This window comes from Streptomyces sp. NPDC048506 (assembly GCF_040651315.1).
Taxonomy (GTDB): domain Bacteria; phylum Actinomycetota; class Actinomycetes; order Streptomycetales; family Streptomycetaceae; genus Streptomyces.
On the sequence record NZ_JBEZIX010000005.1, the window covers coordinates 31,265 to 48,228 of the forward strand.

The window sequence follows — 16,964 nt, forward strand, 5'->3', positions numbered from 1 at the left end:
CGGGTGACCGAGGATCGCAACGAGACCGAGAGCGGGCTGTGAGTTCCGGCAGCCACTCGGCAGGCGTGTAGCAGGGGTCGGCCCCGGTTCGTCCGCGTACGAACCGGGGCCGACCCCTTTGCGCGTCACCGTCCCGGATAATGGCCCCCTCGCCACCACCCGCTCTGAAGGAGCACCTCATGACCCCGCCCGTCGTCCATTCGCTGCGCGAGCAGATCCGCGAGCACATCCTTGAGGGGATCGTCAGCGGCCGCTGGCAGCCGGGCGAGCGGATTGTGGAGCGGCGGATCGCGGTGGAGCTGGAGGTCAGCCAGACGCCCGTACGGGAGGCGCTGCGCGAGCTGGAGTCGCTCCAGCTGATCGAGTCGGCGCCCAACAAGGGCGTCCGGGTGCGGAACCTGACCGCGGACGACCTGAGGGAGAGCTACCCGGTGCGGGCCGGGCTGGAGCAGGTGGCCGCGGAGCTGGCCGCCGGGCGGCTGGCCGAGGACACCGCGGCGCTGGAGCGGGAGGTGGCGGCGCTGCGGGAGGCGGACCGGGCGGCGGACGGGGAGGCGCAGGTACGGCACACGGTGGCCTTCCACCGGGAGATCGTGCGGGCGGCCGGGAACTCCGTCCTGCTGCACACCTGGGAGTCGCTGGGCATCGAGGTCTGGACCACCCTGTCGATCCGCTGGTTCAGCCCGGAGCCGCGCTCGCACGCCCAGGACCACCAGGAGATCGTGGACGCGTTCCGGCGGCGCGACCCCAAGATCGGCACCCTGCTCAAGGCGCATGTGCTGAGCTGCGCACCGAGGGTCTGAGCGAGCCGCCCCCGCCCCGGGCCCCCGGCGCACACCGAGGGTTCGGAAGGGACTGCGGGGCGTAGCGGAGGCGGGCTCCGGGCTGGCACCGCGTGCCGAGATTTGCGACACCCGGTGCCGACCTGCGGTTTTTCACCCGTTGAGCGTTGATCGATCATCGATCACAGGCGTATCGTCCTCTGTCGGGGCGCGACACCCTGCCTGCCGAAACTGCCGAACTCGCAGACGGGTGTCGTCGAGATCCCGCCGTACGCCGCGAAACACGGCCCGGCCTCGACGACACCCCCGAGCTACCCTCCCGTCCGGAAAGGGGCCACCCATGCCCGACCCCGTGCGCCTGCCGTACAGCCAGCTCGACCAGTTCCCGGACCGCGACCCCGAGGAGACGGCCGAGTGGCGCGAGTCCCTGGACGCCGTCACCGAGGCGGCCGGCCCGCACCGCGCCGCCTACCTGATGCGCCGCACCCTGGAGAACTCGGGGCTCGCACTGCCCCAGCTCCTGGAGAGCGACTACCTGAACACCATCCCCACCGCCGCCGAGCCCGCCGTTCCGGGTGACGAGGCGATGGAAGCCCGGATCGCCGCCTGGAACCGCTGGAACGCGGCCGCGATGGTCACCCGCGGCGCCCCGTACGGCGTCGGCGGCCACATCGCCACCTTCGCGTCCGCGGCCTGGCTCTACGAGACCGGCTTCAACCACTTCTTCCGCGGCAAGGAAGGCGACGGAAGCGGCGACCAGCTCTACATCCAGGGCCACGCCGCGCCCGGCATCTACGCCCGCGCCTTCCTCGACGGCCGCCTCACCGAGGACCACCTCGACCACTTCCGCCGCGAGGCCGGCGGCAAGGGCATCCCGTCCTACCCCCACCCGCGGCGGCTGCCCTGGCTGTGGGAGTTCCCGACCGTCTCCATGGGTCTGGGCCCGCTCTCCGCCATCTACCAGGCGCGCTTCAACCGCTACCTGACCAACCGCGGCATCAAGGACGTCTCCGCCTCCCGCGTCTGGGCGTTCCTGGGCGACGGCGAGATGGACGAGCCGGAGTCGACCGCCGCACTGGCGCTCGCCGCCCGCGAGGGCCTGGACAACCTCACCTTCGTCATCAACTGCAACCTCCAGCGCCTGGACGGCCCGGTCCGCGCCAACTTCAAGATCGTGCAGGAGCTGGAGGCCCAGTTCCGCGGCGCCGGCTGGAACGTCGTCAAGACGCTGTGGGGCACCGCCTGGGACGAGCTCTTCCGGCTCGACACCACCGGCGCGCTCGCCCGCCGCCTGCGCGAGGTACCGGACGCCCAGTTCCAGACCTACGCGACCCGCGACGCGGCCTACATACGCGACCACTTCTTCGGCGCCGAGCCCGCCCTCGTCGAGATGGCCAAGCTGCTCGGCGACGACAAGATCCTGGAGTGCTTCCACCTCTCGCGCGGCGGCCACGAGGCGCGCAAGGTGTACGCGGCGTACAAGGCCGCGCTGGAGCACAAGGGCGCCCCGACCGTCATCCTCGCGCAGACGGTCAAGGGCTTCACCCTCGGTAAGGGTTTCGAGTCCAAGAACGCCAACCACCAGATGAAGAAGCTGACGGTGGACGAGTTCAAGGCCATGCGCGATCTGCTCGAACTCCCCATCTCCGACAGCGACTTCGTCGACGGCAAGGTGCCCTACGGCCACCCGGGCGCCGACTCCCCCGAGGTCCGCTACCTCCAGGAGCGCCGCGCGGAGCTCGGCGGCCCGGCCCCGGCCCGCCGCGTCCACCCCCTCGCGCCGCTGCCGGCCCCGGCCGACAAGGCCTTCGCCGCCTTCGACAAGGGCTCCGGCAGCCAGTCCGTGGCCACGACCATGGCCTTCGTCCGCCTGGTCAAGGACCTCGTCCGGGACAAGGAGACCGGTAAGCGCTGGGTGCCGATCGTCCCCGACGAGGCGCGCACGTTCGGCATGGAGTCGCTCTTCCCGTCCCTCGGGATCTACTCCCCCAAGGGCCAGACGTACGAGCCGGTCGACCGCGACCAGCTGATGTACTACAAGGAAGCCAAGGACGGCCAGATCCTCAACGAGGGCATCACCGAGGCCGGTTCGATGGCGGACTTCATCGCCGCCGCCACCGCGTACGCCACGCACGGCGAGACGATGATCCCCTTCTACATCTTCTACTCGATGTTCGGCTGGCAGCGCACCGCCGACCAGATGTGGCAGCTCGGCGACCAGCTCGGCAAGGGCTTCCTGGTCGGCGCCACGGCCGGTCGTACGACGCTGACCGGTGAGGGCCTCCAGCACGCGGACGGCCACTCGCCGATGATCGCGGCGACGAACCCGGCGGCGCTGACGTACGACCCGGCGTTCGCGTACGAGGTCGCGGCGATCGTCAAGGACGGTCTGCGCCGCATGTACGGCGAGGCCGCCCCGGGCGAGGACCCGAACGTCTTCTACTACCTCACGGTCTACAACGAGCCGATGCCCCAGCCGGCGAAGCCCGCGGGCGTCGACGAGGGCATCGTCCGCGGCCTGTACCGCTTCAACACCGCGGCCACGGCCGGCGTTTCGGCGCCCGCCGACGCCCCGGCGGTCCAGCTGCTGGCCTCCGGCACCGCGATCCACTGGGCGCTCAAGGCCCAGCAGCTGCTCGCCGAGGAGTGGGGCGTGGCCGCCGACGTGTGGTCCGCGACCTCCTGGACGGAGCTGCGGCGCGACGCGCTGGAGGCCGACGAGGCCACCCTGCGCGGCGAGGAGCGCACCCCGTACCTCCGCGAGGCGCTCAGCGGCGTCGAGGGCCCGGTCCTGGCCGTGAGCGACTACATGCGCCAGGTCCCCGACCAGATCGCGCAGTGGGTCGAGCAGGACTACAGCTCGCTCGGCGCGGACGGCTTCGGCCTGTCCGACACCCGTGACGCGGCCCGTCGCCACTTCGGCGTCGACGCCGAGTCGATCGTGGTCGCCGCGCTGGCCCAGCTCGCCCGCCGCGGCGAGGTGCAGGCCTCCGCGGTCAAGGAGGCCCGGGAGCGCTACGGGCTCTGAGGCCGGCAGCGCCACGGGCTCCGCGGCCCGGAGCGCGACGGCCGGTGAGGGCGCGGCGCCGCCGTCCGCGAACGGATGCGGTGCCGGCGCCGGCTCCGGCCCCCGGGTGGCCCCGGCCGACACCGGGCGCCGCCCGCCCCCCTGAGGGGGACCCCAACTCCCGTGCGGAGGCGACCTTCCCGCGCCCGGTGCCTCCGCACGGGAACCCACGGCCCGGCCGGCCACGCCCTGACTCGGCCGGGCCCCTTCCTTTTCCGGAGCCCGGAAGGCCAGAAGGCCAGAAAGGCCAGAAGGTCCGAAGGCCGGCCGGAGCTCGGCCCGCGGGGCGTTGTCGGTGGGCGACGGCATCATGGGGACATGCGTGCTGCACGGCTGATCAAGTTGGTGTTGCTGCTTCAGTCGCGGCCGTCGATGACGGGTCCCGAGCTGGCGCAGGAGCTGGAGGTCTCGGAGCGTACGGTCGCCCGGGACGTGCTCTCCCTCTCCGAGGCCGGGGTGCCGGTCTACGCCGACCGCGGGCGGGCCGGCGGATACCGCCTCATAGGCGGCTACCGCACCCGCCTGACCGGCCTCGGCCGGAGCGAGGCGGAGGCGCTCTTCCTGTCCGGGGTGCCCTCCGCCCTGCGCGAGATGGGCCTCGCGGACGCCGCGTCGGCCGCCCGGCTGAAGGTGTCCGCCGCGCTGCTGCCCGAGCTGCGGGACGCCGCGACGGACGCCGCCCAGCGCTTCCACCTGGACGCGCCCGCCTGGTACCAGGAGCCCGAGACGCCCGCCCTGCTGCCCGCCGTCGCGGACGCGGTCTGGGACGACCACCGGATCGTCACGCGCTACCTCCGCAAGGACACCGAGGTGCAGCGGGAGTTGGAGCCGTACGGACTCGTGCTGAAGGCAGGGGTCTGGTACCTGGCGGCGCGGGCGCAGGGCGACTTCCGGGTCTACCGGGTGGACCGCTTCGCATCGGTCGACCGCGCCGAGGACGGTGGCCGGTTCGACCGCGAGGCGACGTTCGACCTGCCGGCGTTCTGGGCCGAGCGGGCCGCGCAGTTCGCCCGCTCGATCCTGCGCGAGGAGGTGGTGCTGCGACTCTCCGCGCGCGGTGTGCGGCAGCTGCCGTACGTCACCGAGCGCGCCGCGGCCCGCGAGGCGATCGACGCGGCGCAAGCCGGCGGCGGCCCCGACGAACACGGCCGGCTGACCGTCACGCTGCCCGTGGAGTCCGCCGACGTCGCCTACGCCCAGCTGCTGGCGCTCGGCCCGGAGGGCGAAGTGCTCGCGCCCCCCGAGCTGCGTGAGCGCTTCGCGGCGGCCGCCCGGCGGACGGCCGCCTTGTACGCATAGCCGCCGGCGGGGCCGCGCCGACGAGCCCTGGGTCCAGTCGTCGAACTCCCCTCTGTCTAGCGGTAGTCCGCCGCGGTGCCGTCCTGCCCGCCGAAGACCACGTCCTCGAAGTAGCCGAAGCAGTCGGGACGCGAGCCGTCGGTGTCGGTGAAGTCGTACTCCTTCGCCAGCCGGCCGCTGGAGAGGGACTGCCCGGTCCAGCGCCGCTTGTCCGGGTCGGCGGCGAGTGCCCGCACGGCGCGGGCGATCAGGGCCGGCGATTCGGCGATGGCGAAGTGCGGCTCCTTGGCGATCGCGTCGCGCCAGGTCTCCTCCGTCACCCCGAAGTGGTCCAGCATCTCCTCGGACCGCAGGAAGCCGGGGGTGAGCGAGACCGCCGTGCCGTCGTACTCCGTCAGCTCGGCGGCGAGGCCGAAGGCGATGCGGTGCGGGGCGTTCTTGGTCAGGTCGAAGCAGAGGTTGTCGCGGTAGGTGCGGTTGAACGCGGCGGTGCCGTCGGTGACCTCGACGACCAGCCCGCCGGGCCGCCTGATCAGCAGGGGCAGCGCGTAGTGGCTGGTGATCACGTGGGTGTCGACGCCGAGGCGGAACATCCGCAGGCCGTTGTCCAGATCGAGGTCCCAGAGCCTGGTGTCGAACTCGATCAGCCGGTCGCCGCCCCAGACGCTGTTGACCAGGACGTCCAGCCGCCCCTGCTCCTCGTCGATGCGCTCGATCAGCGCCTTGACCTGCGCCGGCTCCAGGTGGTCGGTCGGTACGGCGATGCCGGTGCCGCCGGCCGCGGTCACCAGCTCCGCGGTCTGCTCGATCGTCTCCGTGGGCCGGCCGACCTCGCTGACCCGCTCCCGGGTCGTCCGCCCCGTGACGTACACCAGGGCGCCGGCCCGTCCCAGCTCCACCGCCATCGCCCGGCCCGCGCCCCGGGTCGCCCCGGCGACCAGGGCCACGCGCCCGGTCAGATCCCCCGTCCCGGCCCGGTCCGTACGCCCCGCCGCCCGCTGCTCCTGATGGCCCGTCATGTCTGTCGCTCCTCGCTGTCGGATGGTGCCGGTGGCCGGTGCCGCCCCCGTACAGCGCGACCCTGACAGCGAATCCCGACATCTTCTGTCGGGATTCATCGGGGTTCAGGGGTCGTGATTCCGGAATCGGGATTCAGGGGTCGGGATATCAGGGGTCGGGATTCGGGTACGGGGATCCGGGTTCCGGCTCCGTCGGGATGCCGGCGCGCGCCTACGGCCGGACCGCGCGGACGCTCCTGCCGTCCCGCAGCCGTCCGACGACCTCCGCCCGGGCGTCCGGCCCGGCGGGCGCGGCGAGCGTGCCGGTCGGGCCGGCGGCCCGTACGCCGCCCGTGGCGTCGAGAGCGCCCACGTCCCGGCTGCCGGCCGCCAGCAGGTACCACCGGCCCGACCCCGCCCGCCAGTGGACGTCCCCGACGACGTACGGGCCGAAGCGGCTGCACGCGGCGGTGTCGGCGGCCCGTCCGGCGATCCGGCCGGGGTCGGTGGGCCGGGCGGCGGGCGGCAGGAAGTGGACGGTGACGCTGCCGGGGCCGCGCCAGGTCTCGGCGCGGGAGCACACCCAGGTCGCCCGGCCGGCGCCCTCGGGCAGCTGCTGCTCGGCGAACGCCCAGTCGTTGACGGACCGTACGCCGGCACCCCGCAGCGCCCCCAGCGAGCAGGCGGTACGGGCCCAGCTCCGCAGCGCCTGCGGGTCGGTCGCCTCGCGCGGCCCACCGGCCGGGGTCGGCTGACCGGCCGGGTTCGACTGACCGGCGGCGGGCGGCGGCAGGTACGTCAGATGGACCGGGACGAGGTCGTCGAGGTCCGCGAGCAGGAAGGCCGGCGGGACCGTGCCGAGCCGGGTCGACGGGCGGAACTGGGCCACCGGCCAGCGTCCGCAGCCGGCGCCCGCCGCGGGCGGCGTGGCGATCCGGTCGGTGACGCCGTCCGGGGCGACGTGCAGCCCGTGCGGCGGTGCGCCCGGTGCCAGCAGGTCGCGGGTGCTGACGTCGGCGATCCACGGCGCGAGCAGATAGCGCATCCAGCCGTTGCCGCGCCCGATCACCAGGCCCGCGCCGGTCGTCAGGTCCGCGTCGTCGACCCGGGCGAAGTGCAGGGTGGGGGTGGCGTCCTCCGGTTCGGCGTAGCGGACCAGACGCTCGCCGTCGTGCAGGACCACCACCATGACGTTGTCGATCAGGCCCGCGTACAACAGCTGCGGCGGATGGTCGGGCGGGCGGGTGGAGGTCCCCGCGGTCGCGGTGATCCGGGCGTCGTCGGGCGGCGTCGCCCAGACCCGCAGCGCCCGCCCCAGCAGCTCCTGGTCGCCGGCCTGCCGCCCGCGGGCGGGCCAGGCGGTGAAGTCCACCCGGGAGGTGTCGGCCCACTGCTCGTTGGGGGTGCGCACCAGCCGGGTCGGGTCGAGCGCCTGCTGGGCGGGGGTCTCGGCGCGGCCGGAGCGGTCACCTCCCCCGCACACCCCGGTCGCCACCCCGCCGATCGCCAGTACGGCAGCCAGCGCGAGGGAGACCCGCACCCGCTGCCGGCGGCGCAGCAGATCCGTCGGCCGGGCCTGCACCGTGCACGGGTCGAACTCCCCCGAGTTCAGCAGCGCCGCCGCGCCACCACCGGTCTCCGCGTCCAGGTGCGCGGCCGCCCGCTGCGCCGCCTCCGGCTCCTCGACCCCGGCCCGCTCCAGCACGGCGCGCACCGCGTCCTCGTCCAGGCCCTCCAGGTGCCACAGCCCGATGGCGGCCCGCACGGACGCCGGGGCGGCGGACAGCGCCCGGTCCAGGGCGAGTTCATCGGCGCCACCGGCCCGTGGGAAGAGCCGCAGCCCCCACACGACGGGGACGAGGGACAGCCCGCCGCCCGGCCGTCCCTCGTACGCCAGGGCCAGCCGCAGGGTCCGCAGCCGCACCAGGTCGTAGCCGGACTCCGGCAGCGGACCGCGCTGCGCCGGCAGCCCGCGGGCCGGCCGGCGCCGGCGGGCCCGCGGCAGCGCCCGTTGGACCAGGCCGTGGGCGGTCAGGACCCGGCGGTGGCGGCCCATCGACGGGGGCAGTACGAGGTAGGCGAGGCGGACCAGTCGTGGGTAGTGCTCGACGATGGCCGCCTCGGCCCGTTCGACATCGGCCCGGGTGTGTTCATCCATGGGCATGGCCGGGAACAGCCCTTCACGAAGTGGTGGTTTTGCCTTCTATGCCGTCGTTTGCTCGTTGCACGCCTTCCAACGAGTGATTCTTGGGACGGTCACACGCGGCGGATCACCTTTACGGAGCACCCCGCGGAGCGCCGCACGGCGACCGTTCCGCCCGTCGTCGGCCCGTCGTCGACCCGTCGTCGACCCGTCGTCGACCCGGCCGGCCGCGGCCCCGATAACGACCCCATCGCATCTGGGGCGCTCCGCATGCGGCGCGCGGCGGCAGGGCAGATGCTGGAGCGGTGATGGACGAGACGGAGTTCTGGGAGCTGATCGACGCCTCCCGCGAGGTCGCCGAGGGCGACCCGGAGGAGCAGGCCGACGCGCTGGTCGAGCGGCTGCTCGCGCTCGACCCGGACGTCGTCGTGGACTTCGCCCGGCACTTCGAATCCCGCTACAACCGGGCGTACTCGTGGGACCTGTGGGCGGCGGCCTCGGTGCTCCTGGGCGGCGCCAGCGACGACGCCTTCGACTACTTCCGCTGCTGGCTGATCGGGCAGGGCCGGGAGGTCTTCGAGGGCGCGCTGCACGACCCGGACCAGCTCGCCGAGCTGCTGGACGACTTCGACGAGTCGGTGGACGGCGACGCCGAGGACCTGGGCTACGCGGCCGACGAGGCGTACGAGCAGATGACCGGCGGCGTGATGCCCGACCTGGGGCTGCCCCCGCCGCCCCGCGAACCGTTCGGCACCTACGTCGACTTCGACGACGCCCAGGGCATGGCGGAGCGTTTCCCCACCCTGTGTGACCGTTTCCGGCCATAGGGCCGGTCCGTTTCACGCCAGGCGAGGGGGCCTTGGACGCCGGCACGGTCCGTTCCGCCCGGCCGTCCGGACCCGGCAGTCCGGGCGGAACGGACGCAGATGCCGCCACCCGCCCGGCGCTGCGGGCAGTATGGCCCCATGCGGATCGCGATCACCGGCTCGACCGGACTCATCGGCAACGCGCTCGTACGGTCCCTGCGCACGGACGGCCACGACGTCGTCCGGCTCGTCCGCCGCGAGCCGGCGGCCGCCGACGAGGTGCGCTGGGACCCCAAGGGGCAGCAGGTCGACACGGCCGGGCTGGCCGGCTGCGAGGCGGTGGTGCACCTGGCCGGTGCCGGCGTCGGCGACCGGCGCTGGACGGCGGCGTACAAGCAGGAGATCCGCGACAGCCGGGTCCTGGGCACCCGGACCCTGGCCACCGCGCTGGCCTCGATGGACACCCCGCCGCGGGTCTTCGTCTGCGGCACCGCGATCGGCTACTACGGCGACACCGGTGACCGGCGGACGGACGAGGACGGGGCGGCCGGCTCGGGGTTCCTGCCGGAGGTCTGCGTGGCCTGGGAACAGGCCGCGAAGCCGGCGCAGGACGCGGGCATCCGCACCGTCTTCGCCCGCACCGGGCTGGTCGTGGCGCGCTCCGGCGGCGCCTGGGGCCGACTCTTCCCGATCTTCCGGCTCGGCCTCGGCGGGCGGCTCGGCGACGGCAGCCAGTACTGGAGCTTCATCTCGCTGCACGACCACATCAGGGCGCTGCGCCACCTCATCGACACCGAGGAGCTGAGCGGGCCGGTCAACCTCACCGCCCCGGAGCCGGTCACCAACCGCGAGGTGACCGCCGTGATGGGCCGCGTACTGAACCGGCCCACGCTGTTCACCGTCCCGGCGCCGGTGCTGCGGATCGCCCTGGGGGACTTCGCCGAGGACGTGCTGGGCAGCCAGCGGGTGGTGCCGCGGCGGCTGCTGGACTCCGGTTTCACCTTCGACCATCCGCGCATCATGGACGCGGTGCGGTCCGCGTGACCGTCCCTGGCTCCCGCATGACCGTCCCGGGATCCCCCGTGACCGTCCTCGACTCCCGCGTGACCGTCCCGGGCCGCGTGCCGCCCGGCCCCGTCCAGCCCGTGTAGACACCCCCGCCCCGCCGGCCGTCGGCCGACGCCGCTCCGACGCGCCCCGGACGCCCCCTGTCGTACCGGCCGCCGGCTCCCTACCGTCCTCGCACACACCACTCGGCATCCCACACCGCGCCCGCGGGCATGACACCCGTGCGCCACAGCTGGGACCGACCTCCGGGAGGGGCATGTGCTGCGCACCGTATCGACCGTGGACGTCGTCATCGTGGGAGCCGGCCCGGCCGGTCTCGCCGCCGCCCGCCATCTGACCGGCGCGGGAGTGTCGGTCACCGTCCTGGAGGCGGCGGAACGGATCGGCGGCCGGTCCGTCACCGACCGGCTGGACGGCTTCCGGCTGGACCGCTGCGGCCGGCCGTTGGCCGTCTCCGTCGCCGAGCTGCGCCGCACTCCGGGGCTGGCGGATCTGACGCTCCGTCCGTTCGCGCCGGGTCTGGGCATCCACAACGGCCAACGGATGCACCGGATCAGCGCCCCCCGGAGCACGCGGGGCGCACTCTCCGCGGCACGCGCCCTCTCGCGCGCCGACCGCCGGATCCCACCGCACGCCGACCGCCGCGCCGCCGGCCGTGCGGACCGTCCCGCGCCCACCGCGGCCGCGTCCGCCGCCTTCGGGCCGTCCCCGGCGACGGCCCCGCCCGACCGCCCGATCCGCGCCGCCCTGGCGAGCCGCCCCGCCTTCCCGCCCCGCGGCCACGACGCGTTCCTGCGGCCCCTGCTGGCCGCGCTGCTGTGCGACCCGCAGCTGCGCGGCTCCAGCCGGGGCGCGGCGGCGGCGCTGCGCGCGTACGCGGAGGGCCGCCTGTGGCTGCCGGCCGGCGGCGCCGCGGCCGTTCCCGAACTGCTCGCCGCCGCACTGCCGCCCGGTACGGTCCGCACGTCCGTCCGGGTCACCGCGGTCTCGACCACGGGTGTCAGCACCGCCGGGCACGGCCATGTCCCCTGTCGGGCGGTGCTGGTGGCCACCGGAGCACGCGATGCGGCCGAGCTGCTGCCGGGGCTGCGGATGCCCGCCTTCCATCCGCTGACCGTGCTGCACCACACCACGAGTGCGGCATCCGGGGGCCGCGGCGGGCCGTCCCGCGACCGGACGCTGATCCTCCCGACGGACGGCCCGATCGGATACAGCTACCTCGCCGGTGCGATCGACCCGTCCCGTACGCCGCCCGGCCGATCCTTGATCACCACGACGGTGCTCGGTGCGGCCGCGGCGCTGCCGCTGTCCGTCCTCGACAAGACGATCCGCCCGCAGCTGGAGCGGCTCCACGGGGCGCGGACCGACGACTGGCAGCTGCTGACCGGCCATCACGATCCGTACGCGGTACCGGCGATGCCCGCGCCGCACGATCCGGAGCGCTCCGTCCGGGTGCTGTCGGGGCTGTATGTGTGCGGCGACCACCGGGACACCAGCACGCTCCAGGGCGCGCTGAACTCGGGCCGCCGGGCCGCCCGCGCCGTCCTCCAGGACTTCGGCCTGCCGGCCCTGACAACGGAGCCGGACGACATGCTGCGCACGGCGGCGTGAGCGGGCGCGACCCGGGGAGCCCCCAGCTGACGGCTGACAGCTGACGGCTGACAGCTGACAGCTGACGGCTGACGGAGGATCAGCACGGTACGGCGTGAGCGGTCCGGCCCGGCCGGGCCGCTCACCGCCCCGGCTCAGCCCAGCGCCGCCACCCGCTCCTTGTAGCCGCGCACCGCCGCGGCGTCCCGGTACGGCTCCAGACGGCGCTCGAACTCCCGGACGTACTCGTGGGCGCGTACGGACCGCATCTCGGAGGCCTGGAGCGCCGCCTCGGCGCCCAGCGTGCAGGCCTGCTCCAGCTCGCCCAGGCCCAGCCGCGCGGTCGCCAGCACCACCCGGCAGAACAGCCGGCTGCGGGCGAACCCTGCGGCGCGCAGCTGGAGGGAGCGCTCGGCGTGCTGGGAGGCCGCGCGGTACTGCTGGAGATCGCGGTGGCAGTGCGCCAGCTCGTCGGCGAGCTGCGCCTCGTCGAAGAAGCGCGCCCAGTACGGGGTGTCGTCGCCGGGGCGGGCGGTCTCCAGCGCCCGTTCCGCGCGGGCCAGCGCCGCGGTGCAGGCCCGGACCTCGCCCATCACGCCGTGGCCGCGCGCCTCCGCGGAGTGCAGCAGCGCCTGTACGGCGGGCGGGGCGCTGCCGCCGATGCCCTGCTGGGCGACGCGCGCCAATTGGACGGCCTCCCTGCCGTGCCCCAGATAGACGGCCTGCCGGCTCATCGTCACCAGGACGTAGGAGCCGTACGCCCGGTCGCCGGCGGCCTGTGCCAATCGCAGTGCCTGCACGAAGTACCGCTGCGCCAGGCCGTGTGCGGCGATGTCGTACGAGGTCCAGCCCGCCAGCCGGGTCAGATCGGCGGCGGCTGCGAACAGCCGGCGGCCGGTGGCCTCCCCGTAGGTGCCGCGCAGCATCGGCTCGGCCTCGTGCTCCAGGTAGCGCACCAGGGCCTGCCGGGCGTGGCCGCCGCCATAGGCGTGGTCCAGCGCCCGGAAGAGCTCGCCGACCGAGCGGAGGGCCGCGATGTCACCGGAGGTGACCCGGGAGCCCTGGGTGCGGTCGACGCGGTCCGTGCGGCGCTGGCGGGGCACCGAGGCCCGGTTGGCCTGGATCGGCACCCGGCCCGATCCCTCGGCGGCGGGCGCCTCACCGTGGGCGACACGCTCGTCGGGGCGGCCGATCAGCCAGTCCCGGCTGGGCACCACGAGCCCGGCCGGGGTGAAGGCGATCTTGCGGAGCTCGGCATGGCTGCCGGAGTCCTTGCGCCACAGACCGCTGACGATGTCCACCGCCTCGCTGGGCGTGGAGGCGAACTCCAGGCCGGCGTACACCGGCGCACAGGCGTCCAGGCCGAGGTCCTGGGCGGAGAGCCGGCGTCCCAGCCGGCGGGTGAACACCTCCGCGATCAGCGCGGGGGTGGTGCCCCTCGGCTGCTGGCCGCGCAGCCAGCGGGTCACCGAGGTCTTGTCGTAACGGAGGTCGAGGCCGTGCTCGATGCCGAGCTGATCGACGCGTCTGGCCAGCCCGGCATTGGAAAATCCCGCCTCGGCGATGAGCGCGGCGAGCTGGCGGTTGGGCGTGTGGTGCGGGGGTCGTTCCGTCATCAGCTTTACCGGTCTCCTGCCTTCCGGGCCGGGCAGCCGGGTTCGGCGGACCCTGTCCGGCATGCTCATCGCCCTTGTGGAACGGCGTGAATGTAACGGCCTTCGGAGCCTTTCTGGCCACCTCAGCCACGCGTTCATCCGATCGTGTGAGCAGGGGCGGGGGTCCTCCGGATGGCCGGTACACCGGCCGCCCGACGGGCCCGGAACCGGCCGCCGTACAGTGGCATGGGCGCAAAGGCACCGTCGGCGCGCGCGGCGACGGGCAACAAGTTCGAAGAGGAGCTGCCGTGACTGCGATCTCTCGGGGGGCGACCCCCGTACCCGAGGGGCTGCGCTTCGTGCACCTGGGCTTCGGCACCGAGGCCGTGGAGTACGAGACGGCCTGGCAGGAGCAGCGCCGGGTGCACGCCGCCCGGTTCGCCGACGAGGTGCCGGACACCTGCCTGCTGCTGGAGCACCAGCCGGTGTACACCGCGGGACGGCGCACCACCGACGACGAGCGCCCCCTGGACGGGACCCCGGTCGTCGACGTGGACCGCGGCGGCAAGATCACCTGGCACGGCCCCGGCCAGCTGGTGGGCTACCCCATCCAGAAGCTGCCGCGCCCGGTCGACGTCGTCGCCCACGTCCGCCGCCTCGAAGACGCGCTGATCCGGGTCTGCGCCGAGTTCGGCATCGAGGGCACCCGGGTCGAGGGCCGCAGCGGCGTGTGGGTGCTGGGCGACCCGGTGGAGGAGCGGCCGGTCCTGGGCGGCCTGAACCTCGACTTCGCTCCGCGGGCGGCGGACGACGAGACGTACGACGCACGGCTGATGGGCCCCGAGTACGCGCCGTCCAACGCCGGCCAGCGCGGTGAGGACCGCAAGCTCGCCGCGATCGGCATCCGCGTCGCCAAGGGCGTCACGATGCACGGCTTCTCGCTGAACGTGAACCCGGACAACACCTCGTTCGACAAGATCGTGCCGTGCGGCATCCGGGACGCGGGCGTCGCCTCGCTCGCCGGGGAGCTCGGCCGCGACATCACCATCGCCGAGGTGCTGCCGGTCGTCGAGAAGCACCTGAAGGACGTGCTGGAGCACGCCGAGCTGCTGCCCCGGGCGGTCTGAAGCCCGGGTAAGGGAATGCGCCCCTGTCGCAAGGGGTTGCCCAGCACGTAAAGACGTGCGAATTGACGGGCGTACCCTGGTGTACGCCAAGGAAACGAAGTCGTAGGGAGCCGGACGTGTCCGCTGTCGCACCCGACGGACGCAAGATGCTGCGCCTGGAGGTCCGGAACAGCCAGACCCCCATCGAGCGCAAGCCCGAGTGGATCAAGACCCGGGCGAAAATGGGTCCCGAGTACAACCACCTCCAGGGCCTGGTCAAGAGCGAGGGCCTGCACACGGTCTGCCAGGAGGCGGGCTGTCCCAACATCTACGAGTGCTGGGAGGACCGCGAGGCGACGTTCCTCATCGGCGGCGACCAGTGCACCCGCCGCTGCGACTTCTGCCAGATCGACACCGGCAAGCCGCAGGAGCTGGACCGCGACGAGCCGCGCCGGGTCGCCGAGTCCGTGCAGACCATGGGCCTGAAGTACGCCACGATCACCGGCGTCGCGCGCGACGACCTGGAGGACGGCGGCGCCTGGCTCTACGCCGAGACCGTCCGGCAGATCCACGCCGCGATGCCCGACACCGGCGTCGAGCTGCTGATCCCCGACTTCAACGCGGTGCCCGAGCAGCTCGCCGAGGTCTTCTCCTCCCGCCCCGAGGTGCTCGCCCACAACGTCGAGACCGTCCCGCGGATCTTCAAGCGGATCCGCCCCGGCTTCCGCTACGAGCGCTCGCTGGAGGTCATCACCAAGGCCCGCGAGGCCGGCCTGGTGACCAAGTCCAACCTGATCCTGGGCATGGGCGAGGAGCGCGAGGAGATCAGCCAGGCGCTCCAGGACCTCTACGACGCGGGCTGTGAGCTGATCACGATCACGCAGTACCTGCGCCCGTCGGTCCGCCACCACCCCATCGAGCGCTGGGTCAAGCCGGCCGAGTTCGTCGAGCTCAAGGAGGAGGCCGAGGAGATCGGCTACGCCGGTGTCATGTCCGGCCCGCTGGTCCGCTCCTCGTACCGCGCCGGCCGCCTCTACCAGCAGGCCGTCCAGCAGCGTCTATCAGGCGCTGCGCAGCAGGGCGAGGTCGAGGACTCCAGTCAGGCGGTTTGAGTTTCCCGGCGCGCCATCTTGTGAAACGTGGCACATGCTGGAGACACGCGGCCCGCACTCCCCCATGACGGGGGGCGTGGCGGGCCGCGTCAACGTTTCATAGGTGTTTGACCCGCAGGTCATCCGTTGGTAACACCTTTCCGTGACGATGGATGCACGCACCGCTCCCGCACCTCACTCACACCTGCTTCACCGATAGTCAGAGGGAGTCACCCACGATGCAGGCCGCGCCGCTCCGCGCCACCCCCGCCCTCCCGATCCCGTCCGTCACCGGCGCCCTGCGTGCCGTCGAGGCGGTACTGATGCGCGGCGGGCAGCGCACCGCCCGCCGCAACGCCTGGACGTCGGTCCTTGAGGACCGCCGCCGCGCCAAGGACCGGCACGAGGCCCAGTACGTACTGGAGGCCGCGGCGACCGAGCACCCGCACGCCACGTAAACTTCGCTGTATGGCGAGGAAGGCAAACTCCAACGGCGCTGCCGGCGCTGAGAACCCCGGGCGACTGAAGCAGATCGCCCTGACCTACAAGATGACCCGTCGGGTCGACTCCAAGGTCGGTCTTGTCGTCGCTGGCGTGGGCATCGTCGTTTTCGGCGTTCTGCTCGCCCTCGGCTTCTGGATCGACCACCCCGTCTACGCAGGGATCCTGGGCTTCGTCCTGGCCTTCCTCGCGATGGCGATCGTCTTCGGGCGGCGCGCCGAGCGGGCCGCCTTCGGGCAGATGGAAGGCCAGCCCGGTGCGGCGGCGGCCGTGCTGGAAAACGTCGGGCGCGGCTGGACGGTCACCCCCGCGGTGGCCATGAACCGCAACCAGGACGTGGTGCACCGCGCCGTCGGCAAGGCCGGCATCGTGCTGGTCGGCGAGGGCAACCCGAACCGTCTCCGGGGCCTGCTGGCCGCGGAGAAGAAGCGGATGGCGCGCACCGTCGCGGACGCCCCCGTCCACGACATCGTGGTGGGCGACGGCGAGGGCCAGGTGCCGCTGAAGAAGCTCCGTAACACCCTGCTGAAGCTGCCGCGCGTACTGCCCGGCGCCCAGGTCACCGCGGTCAACGACCGGCTGCGGGCACTGGGCGACCTGATGAGCAACATGCCGATCCCGAAGGGCCCGATGCCGAAGGGCATGCGGATGCCCAAGGGCGGCGGCAAGTCGCGCTGAACCGCACGACTCGTACACACGAGAACCGGGTGGGCCCGGGACCACAGCGGTCCCGGGCCCACCCGTTTCGTTCGGCTTCTCCGCTCGACTTTCCCGTTCGGCTCTTCCGCTCGGCTCTTCCTTCGGCCTTTCCGTTCGCCTCCGCCTTCCGACCCGCGGCGGTCGAATCCGGACGCGTACGGCTGACGGCTGACGGCTGACGGCTGACGGCTGACGGCTGAATGTGGACGCGTACGGCGG

The 16,964-nt window shown here is 73.4% G+C and carries 13 protein-coding genes; 10 read left to right on the forward strand and 3 right to left on the reverse strand.

Translation table 11 applies throughout. The features are described 5' to 3' along the window. Window positions 1–179 precede the first annotated feature (179 nt). From AB0C96_RS05110 to AB0C96_RS05120, 3 genes are all read left to right on the forward strand, one after another. Complete coding sequence (locus AB0C96_RS05110) at window positions 180–803, forward strand: GntR family transcriptional regulator (RefSeq protein ID WP_362913824.1); 624 nt, start codon at window positions 180–182, stop codon at window positions 801–803. 319 nt (window positions 804–1,122) lie between these two features. Continuing rightward, window positions 1,123–3,810: a pyruvate dehydrogenase (acetyl-transferring), homodimeric type gene (gene aceE / locus AB0C96_RS05115; RefSeq protein ID WP_362913826.1), complete on the forward strand. Its 2,688-nt coding sequence runs from the start codon at window positions 1,123–1,125 to the stop codon at window positions 3,808–3,810. Between the two features lie 357 nt (window positions 3,811–4,167). Beyond that, window positions 4,168–5,148 carry a WYL domain-containing protein gene (locus AB0C96_RS05120; RefSeq protein WP_362913828.1) on the forward strand — a complete coding sequence of 327 codons (981 nt, stop codon included), beginning with the start codon at window positions 4,168–4,170 and terminating at the stop codon, window positions 5,146–5,148. 56 nt (window positions 5,149–5,204) lie between these two features. Here the strand turns inward: AB0C96_RS05120 and AB0C96_RS05125 are convergent, their stop codons facing one another. After that, entirely contained in the window at window positions 5,205–6,167 is a 963-nt protein-coding gene (locus AB0C96_RS05125) for an SDR family oxidoreductase (RefSeq protein WP_362913830.1), read from the reverse strand. Between the two features lie 211 nt (window positions 6,168–6,378). Continuing rightward, entirely contained in the window at window positions 6,379–8,304 is a 1,926-nt protein-coding gene (locus AB0C96_RS05130; protein ID WP_362914113.1) for a hypothetical protein, read from the reverse strand. A gap of 293 nt (window positions 8,305–8,597) precedes the next feature. Here AB0C96_RS05130 and AB0C96_RS05135 point away from each other — a divergent pair, with 293 nt between their 5' ends. The 3 genes from AB0C96_RS05135 (at window position 8,598) to AB0C96_RS05145 (ending at window position 11,774) form a co-directional block, all read left to right on the forward strand. Continuing rightward, window positions 8,598–9,116: a DUF4240 domain-containing protein gene (locus tag AB0C96_RS05135; protein ID WP_362913832.1), complete on the forward strand. Its 519-nt coding sequence runs from the start codon at window positions 8,598–8,600 to the stop codon at window positions 9,114–9,116. A 138-nt stretch (window positions 9,117–9,254) separates the two neighbouring features. Beyond that, window positions 9,255–10,139: a TIGR01777 family oxidoreductase gene (locus tag AB0C96_RS05140; protein WP_362913834.1), complete on the forward strand. Its 885-nt coding sequence runs from the start codon at window positions 9,255–9,257 to the stop codon at window positions 10,137–10,139. 282 nt (window positions 10,140–10,421) lie between these two features. Continuing rightward, a complete protein-coding gene (locus AB0C96_RS05145; RefSeq protein ID WP_362913836.1) occupies window positions 10,422–11,774 on the forward strand; it encodes an NAD(P)/FAD-dependent oxidoreductase in 1,353 nt (450 codons plus the stop codon). 134 nt (window positions 11,775–11,908) lie between these two features. Here the strand turns inward: AB0C96_RS05145 and AB0C96_RS05150 are convergent, their stop codons facing one another. Next, a complete protein-coding gene (locus AB0C96_RS05150; RefSeq protein WP_362913838.1) occupies window positions 11,909–13,369 on the reverse strand; it encodes a regulator in 1,461 nt (486 codons plus the stop codon). 287 nt (window positions 13,370–13,656) lie between these two features. Here AB0C96_RS05150 and lipB point away from each other — a divergent pair, with 287 nt between their 5' ends. The 4 genes from lipB to AB0C96_RS05170 all read left to right on the forward strand — a co-directional run bounded on the left by lipB (window position 13,657) and on the right by AB0C96_RS05170 (window position 16,724). Then, a complete protein-coding gene (gene lipB, locus AB0C96_RS05155) occupies window positions 13,657–14,475 on the forward strand; it encodes a lipoyl(octanoyl) transferase LipB (protein ID WP_362913840.1) in 819 nt (272 codons plus the stop codon). 116 nt (window positions 14,476–14,591) lie between these two features. After that, window positions 14,592–15,566: a lipoyl synthase gene (gene lipA / locus AB0C96_RS05160; RefSeq protein ID WP_362913842.1), complete on the forward strand. Its 975-nt coding sequence runs from the start codon at window positions 14,592–14,594 to the stop codon at window positions 15,564–15,566. 218 nt (window positions 15,567–15,784) lie between these two features. Continuing rightward, the gene (locus AB0C96_RS05165; RefSeq protein ID WP_362913844.1) at window positions 15,785–16,003 is read left to right on the forward strand and encodes a hypothetical protein; all 219 of its coding nucleotides are present in this window, start codon (window positions 15,785–15,787) and stop codon (window positions 16,001–16,003) included. 10 nt (window positions 16,004–16,013) lie between these two features. Next, the gene (locus AB0C96_RS05170; protein WP_362913846.1) at window positions 16,014–16,724 is read left to right on the forward strand and encodes a DUF4191 domain-containing protein; all 711 of its coding nucleotides are present in this window, start codon (window positions 16,014–16,016) and stop codon (window positions 16,722–16,724) included. Window positions 16,725–16,964 lie beyond the last annotated feature (240 nt).